Below are 6,296 nucleotides of genomic sequence, written 5' to 3' on the forward strand. Positions count from 1 at the left end.
ACAACACGGCGGAAATAAACCACCCATTCCAAATCAATGAAATGCTTATGCTATATTCATTTTTAATTTTTAATTCCGCCTTGCGGTACTAGTTATTGTCCATCGTGACCTTTTCGGCTTATTCTCTGGCTTAGACTGTGGTCGATATTTCTTGCAAAATCCTTGGTATTTAGCAGTGTATTCATTTGCAATTCATTTGCAATAAACCTTTTTAACTGTCGCTTGTAGGACAAGGAACAGACTTTTCTCCTGACCAATCTGTAAGAGTATTTTCATCTTTATAATGCCGGGGAGTTTTTAGCAACAAATACCAAGCTTCCCCAGCATCCAATAAATTAAACTTTTCAGAATATTGAGTTTCTAATAAATCCCTAACCATCACATAATAGTCAGAGTTCATTGCTGGGAAAATATGATGTTCAGTGTGGTGAGAAAAATTTAAATGCAACAAGTCAAATATTTTGTAAACCCGGAGAGACATACTATTAATTAGTGGGTCATTAACGTAGGTCATCGGACAAAGTAAATGATTTGTATAAATATAAAAAATTACTCCAGCATAACCAATTGCAATCGGTAAAAAGTAACCAAGTATGAGCTTTATGGGTTCAAATTGGAGATAGATGATGATACTCAGATGAATCACGATCATCATCAATAATTCCCCTGCGATCGCTTGACGATCTTTAGCACTGACTGTAAATGCAGCAGGAACATAATCGACGGATTCATGATTGAAAAATAGCACAGATGTCAGATTCCGAAAAGTATGTACACCCCAAGCAGAAGTCATTCCCACTATGAACCATATAGGATTGACTTCAGTAGAAGGTACAAATAAGTCCTGAATCCATTTTCCCCAGGTTGAAGATTGTTTATACAAGTAATTACGATCTGGGTCGCCTAAATCATTAGTGTGATTATGATGTACTCGATTATGAACTGCTTTCCATAATGTTGGTGGCATCCACAACATTGTTAGTCCTATAAAGCTAATTATATAGATTAATCGGGGGTTTTTAATTACGCTACCATGCATCAAATCGTGGGTGCTAAATAGTAAGACAACGACGCTATTGCCCATAACTATGCTTAACGGTACATAAAGCCATAAAAGGTATGGCGACCAAGAATCTAACCGAGATGCTATCATCCAACCTAGTATTAAAATTGCCAGATTAATGAACAAGATAATTAACTTACTTGGATCGGGAATAAATGCTTCAGGTGGCATCAGGGAACGTAATTCTTTCGCATATATTTTCTGGTGAATAAGTGTCTGATCTGTACTAACATTCATAAATAATTTTTCAGTTAGATAATTTAACTGGGTAAAGTTTTGCAGTAAATCGTAGTCTTGTTCAACTGGAATAATTAAATTCACAAGTAGGTAAGTATCTAAATCGTAACACAAAATATTTCTGCGTTCTGTCGTTCAAAGTGAAAGTTATCTGAAGCTGACTAAAATTATTGTTTTACCCACATTACTAGCTAGAGGCTATTAGGATGTCAAGTTTATCTTGGTAGGTAATAAATTTTTTAGTAATAGCTTTAGTCTTTATTTTCTAATCACTAAACTGCTTACTAAAAACCCTCGATACTAGCTTGACAAAGTACTAAAAAAACGTAAGTTAGTTAAAAGTTTTCCCAATTTTCAATCCCCCCACATCTTTATAGATGCAGAGGGAGTAATAAAATAACCCACAATTTGGATTTTTGCTCAATTTTTGGGCAGTATTCACCGATTAATCCTACATACCGCAGGTGCGATGTCTACGAAGATCTACGCCTACGCACTATTTATACTTTGTGCAAGCAGCCCACCTCAAAACTATTCAGACGCTTTGTTATTAGCTCTATTAGCACGCGCCTCAGCTGAAGCCATGACCTCATCGAAGTTTTCTAGCACTTCGCCAGGAAAGTTTTCCAAAACTCTGGTAGAAAGAGCAACCCGCCCTTTACCTTCATCCAAGTCAATAATTACAGCTTTAATTGGCTGGCCAACTTGAAATACTTTTTCTAAAGAATCAATAAATTTCTGGCTTACCTGCTTGATATGAAGTAAGGCGCTCATCCCACTTAAATCGACAAATACACCAAAAGGTTTAATACCAGTAACTTTACCTTCCACCAGTTGACCTAGTTCTAATAAGCTGAAGTTGCTAGAACGGGTTGCTAAACGCTGGGAAAGGATGAGTTTGTTGGTGTTACGATTAATTTCCAAAAAACCCACAGTCAGATTTTGACCTTTGAGTGCTTCTAAATTATCACGCTCTGCCAGGTGCGATCGCGGAATAAATCCCCGCAAAGAAAGAATATCGACGGTTACACCACCTTTATTCACACCCATAACTCTTACTTGCACAGTCTGAGCATTTTCCTGCATTTCAGTCAGTCGTTCCCAGATGTGCTGAATTTCCAACTGCTTTCGAGAAAGGGTCACTTGCCCTTCTGCATCCTGATCTCGGATAATCAAAAACTGCATTTCCTCTTGCAATGGCAGCACTTCCGATAAATCGGTAACTGCTCTCAAAGAAGCCTCATCGCGTGGCAGAAAAGCTGACGACTTGCCACCAATATCCACATAAGCTCCATCATGGTCAAGTTGGAACACTTTGCCATGTACAAGCTGTCCCTTTTGAAATTGGTAGTCGTGTTTTTCTAGTGCTTTGGCAAAATCGTCCATTGTAAAGGGCGAATTGGCTGTTTGAGAAAGTTTCGATTCGGAATTCATGACTTTTGAAGATTAATTGTTATTTGATATGGTGCAACTGAAGTTTAGATTGTCATTTGTCATTTGTCATTTGTCATTTGTCTTTTGTTATTCACCAATGACTAATGACCAATGACGAACTTGGGTGCGTATGCTTCAGTTTAGTTGACCAAAGAGTTGTTTTACTTGCTCCCAAGCATCGGCCGCAGCTTTAGGATTATAACTGGCACGGTGGTCGCAGAAAAATCCGTGATCAGCTCCATCGTAGCGAAACACACGATGAGGAATTTTATATTTTTCTAACTCTGTTGCAATCTCATCTACTTGTTCGCCTGGAATGCTAGCATCTTCTGCACCAAAAAAGGCATAGAGAGTACCTGTTATTTCTTTGGTGCGGGTGACAGTAGGAGCGCCGCCTCCCGGTGTGCGAGTGGTAATTCCAGCACCGTAGAAGGAAGCCGTAGCTTTAATATCTGGCAAGGTAGCTGCAAGATATGCAACATGACCGCCAAAGCAGAAGCCAATACAGCCAAAGCCATCTTTTTTCACTTGGGGCAGATTTTTGAGGTAGTCAATTGCTAGTTGAATATCGCTCAATAACTCTGAGGCTTGAGTTTGCATGGCGTAGCTTCTGCCCGTTTCAATATCTTCGGGTGTGTATCCAGTTTCAAAACCAGGGGCAATACGTTGAAAAAGTGCAGGTGCGATCGCTACATACCCAAGTTTGGCAATTCGTTCTGTAACTTCCCGAATGTGAACGTTGACACCAAAAATTTCTTGTAATACTACAACTCCTGGGTAAGAACCAGATTCTTTTGGCTCTGCTAGATAAGCAGACACTTGAATATTATCTTGCAAAAGATTAACCGTTGTGGTAATTGTTGCTTGCTCTGTCATAATAATTTTTACCAGTGCTGTGTGATTAGCTGTGTGTTTATTTGATATAACTATGCCAGTATGCCCAACTTTTTTCTAATTAAATTATCAATTACCAATAGTGAGAGCATTAGAAATTGAGTTTAGAAAAAATTTATATGTAAATAACTGATTTTATATGTAATAAATACAACTAGTTATCCAGGGATGCTGAGTTAAAAGTGCTGAGTAGGAAAGCAACACCTAAGACTCAAACCTCAGCACTCAAGACTCAGCACTCAGCACTTAGTATTCAGGAGGTTTGGTGATGATTCAATTCCGTATTCAGCCAGACAGCGAAATTCCCGCATCAACCCAGCTGTTTAATCAAATCCGATTTGCGATCGCTTCTCGGCAATATCCTCCGGCCTACAAATTACCAAGCACACGCGCGCTGGCAATGCAAACAGGGTTACATCGAAACACCATTAGTAAAGTTTACCGTCAACTGGAGGAAGACGGATTTGTTGAAAGTATGGCTGGTTCGGGTATTTATGTTCGTGCCCAAGGTCATGAGGGCGGTAGCAGGTTACAATCACCAATTCTCAAACAAAATCCTGATGCATATCAAGTTGTCCAGCAAGCACTTGACGAGTTGCTCTCACAAGGATGTTCGCTGAATCAAGCCAGAGAGCTATTTTTAGCGGAAATTGACTGGCGCTTGCGTTGTAGTGCGCGGGTACTGGTTGCAGTGCCATCTTATGATATGGGTGCTGGTGAGTTGATGGTGTATGAATTAGAGCGATCGCTAAAAATACCAGTCCAGTTGGTAGCAATGGAAGAATTAACAGCTGTGTTAGATAAAACCACCTCTGCGACAGTCGTCACAAGTCGGTATTTTATCAGTAATGTGGAAGCGATCGCAGCTCCAAAAGCTGCACGAGTAATTCCTCTCGATATCTACGACTACAGCAAAGAACTCAGCATCTTGAAAACCCTACCAAAAGAAAACTGTGTTGGGATAGTTAGCCTCAGTTCCGGTATTGCACGAGCCGCAGAAGTCATCCTCCACGGTTTGCGCGGTGATGAACTATTGGTGATGACTTCGCAACCAAAAGATGCATATAAACTTCAGGCAATGGTTAAGCGGGCTGAGGTAATCATAAGCGATCAAGCCAGTTTTGCGGCCGTGCAAGCAGCCGTGCAAGCATCTGATGAAGATATTATTCGTCCGCCAAAGCTGATTAAGGTTGAGAATTATATCGGCGCTAACTCGATTAACTTGCTAAAACGAGAATTGGGTTTAAGTTAATCTCAAGATAATTCTACCAACATCTTTGAGAGCAACTAATACAGGAGGGATGGGATAGTGCAGATTGTGATTGTGGGCGCAGGCCCAACAGGTGTAACCCTTGCCCTGCTCCTTGTAAAACGTGGTATTGCTGTAACGTTAATTGAAGCGGCAAAAGACTTTCATCGTGTATTTCGCGGCGAAGGATTAATGCCCAGTGGCTTAGAAGCTTTAGAGAAAATGGGCCTATCAGCGTTGTTGGAACATATTCCCCATCGGCAACTCGACGCGTGGGAATTCATTATAGGGGACAAGCAGTTGTTTCGAGTTGATGAACCAATGGGGGCAACTCGACCCTGTACACTGGTTTCACAACCACCACTGCTCAAAGCACTGATTTCAGAAGCCCAAACCAATGATGGGTTTGAATTTATCCAGGGTGTTCCGGTCAAGGATTTACTGTGGAGTAACCAACGTGTCGCAGGTGTAGTATTGAGCGATGGGAGAGAACTAACTGCTGACCTAGTGATTGGGGCAGACGGGAGAAATTCTCTTGTGCGACAACGTATAGGATTGGAATTGGTACGCCAACCCAAAAATATTGATATTCTCTGGTTTAAACTTGCTGCTACTTCTGAGTTTGCAGGCGATAATGTGTTTCGTACAATTGTAAATGGCGATCGCGTATTTACCATCTTTCACGGAGCAGAATCAGGAAAACTACATCTGGCTTGGGTGATGTCCGCAACCGAAAACATTGACTCCAAGCAAGCCAACTGGGGAGAGATTTTTGCCTCACTATCACCCTCATGGCTAGCAGAGCATTTCCGTAATTATGCAGACACCATTGAATCTCCCATTCGGCTCTCTGTTGTGGTTGGTTATTGTCCCCAATGGCACGCACCAGGAGTACTGCTTCTAGGTGATGCTGCACACCCAATGTCTCCCGTCCGTGCCCAAGGAATTAATCTAGCATTCCGTGATGTGATTGTCGCTGCTAATCATCTTGTGCCACTGTTGCAAAAAGAAGCTGGACACCAGGATATTGACATGACACTATCGCACATCCAAGCGGAACGTCAGCCAGAAATTATCCGCGCCCAGCAACTCCAATTAGAAGAAGCTAAACAAGGCGAACTACTGCGAAAAAATGCACTGCTGCGATCGCTATTGATTCAACTTGCTCCCTTACTCCGTAAAATAATTAAAAAGTCTTGGTTAAGGCGACAATATAAAATGCGTCAAGGTATCACACAGGTACACTTAACTGTCTAAAAATCAATACAGTTCAGTTAAGCATTTTTTCCTTCTCTCTGTGTTCTCTGCGCCTCTGTGGTTCGTTAAAAAAAATTAACTTCACAAAGAACCTATCCCACTAATACCGAAATATGGTAATCTACTTCTCGTATGAGAGGGGTGTATCTGTGTATGGCTGGG

General features: G+C 41.1%; 5 protein-coding genes. 2 read left to right on the forward strand and 3 right to left on the reverse strand.

Annotation, left to right across the window (positions count from 1 at the left end; genetic code table 11):
- Window positions 1-211: 211 nt before the first annotated feature.
- The 3 genes from HWQ43_RS10015 to HWQ43_RS10025 form a co-directional block, all read right to left on the reverse strand.
- On the reverse strand, window positions 212-1,384 hold the full coding sequence (locus tag HWQ43_RS10015) for a fatty acid desaturase (protein WP_292732557.1): 1,173 nt from the start codon (window positions 1,382-1,384) through the stop codon (window positions 212-214).
- A 447-nt stretch (window positions 1,385-1,831) separates the two neighbouring features.
- Window positions 1,832-2,734 (reverse strand): S1 RNA-binding domain-containing protein, encoded by a 903-nt coding sequence (locus tag HWQ43_RS10020; protein WP_292732559.1) that lies wholly within the window; start codon window positions 2,732-2,734, stop codon window positions 1,832-1,834.
- A gap of 135 nt (window positions 2,735-2,869) precedes the next feature.
- A complete protein-coding gene (locus HWQ43_RS10025; protein WP_292732561.1) occupies window positions 2,870-3,610 on the reverse strand; it encodes a dienelactone hydrolase family protein in 741 nt (246 codons plus the stop codon).
- A gap of 286 nt (window positions 3,611-3,896) precedes the next feature.
- Between HWQ43_RS10025 and HWQ43_RS10030 the strand changes: the two genes are divergently transcribed.
- Window positions 3,897-4,880, forward strand: coding sequence for a GntR family transcriptional regulator (locus HWQ43_RS10030; RefSeq protein WP_292732563.1), 984 nt, complete (start codon window positions 3,897-3,899; stop codon window positions 4,878-4,880).
- Window positions 4,881-4,934: 54 nt separating this feature from the next.
- Window positions 4,935-6,134: an FAD-dependent monooxygenase gene (locus HWQ43_RS10035; RefSeq protein ID WP_292732571.1), complete on the forward strand. Its 1,200-nt coding sequence runs from the start codon at window positions 4,935-4,937 to the stop codon at window positions 6,132-6,134.
- Window positions 6,135-6,296: the final 162 nt, after the last annotated feature.

This window comes from Nostoc sp. JL31 (assembly GCF_017114965.1).
GTDB lineage: Bacteria > Cyanobacteriota > Cyanobacteriia > Cyanobacteriales > Nostocaceae > Nostoc > Nostoc punctiforme_A.

Excerpts from the sequence above, each read along its gene's own strand:
- HWQ43_RS10020 (WP_292732559.1), bottom strand. The coding sequence starts at position 2,734 with ATGAATTCCGAATCGAAACTTTCTCAAACAGCCAATTCGCCCTTTACA.
- HWQ43_RS10025 (WP_292732561.1), bottom strand. The coding sequence starts at position 3,610 with ATGACAGAGCAAGCAACAATTACCACAACGGTTAATCTTTTGCAAGAT.
- HWQ43_RS10030 (WP_292732563.1), top strand. The coding sequence starts at position 3,897 with ATGATTCAATTCCGTATTCAGCCAGACAGCGAAATTCCCGCATCAACC.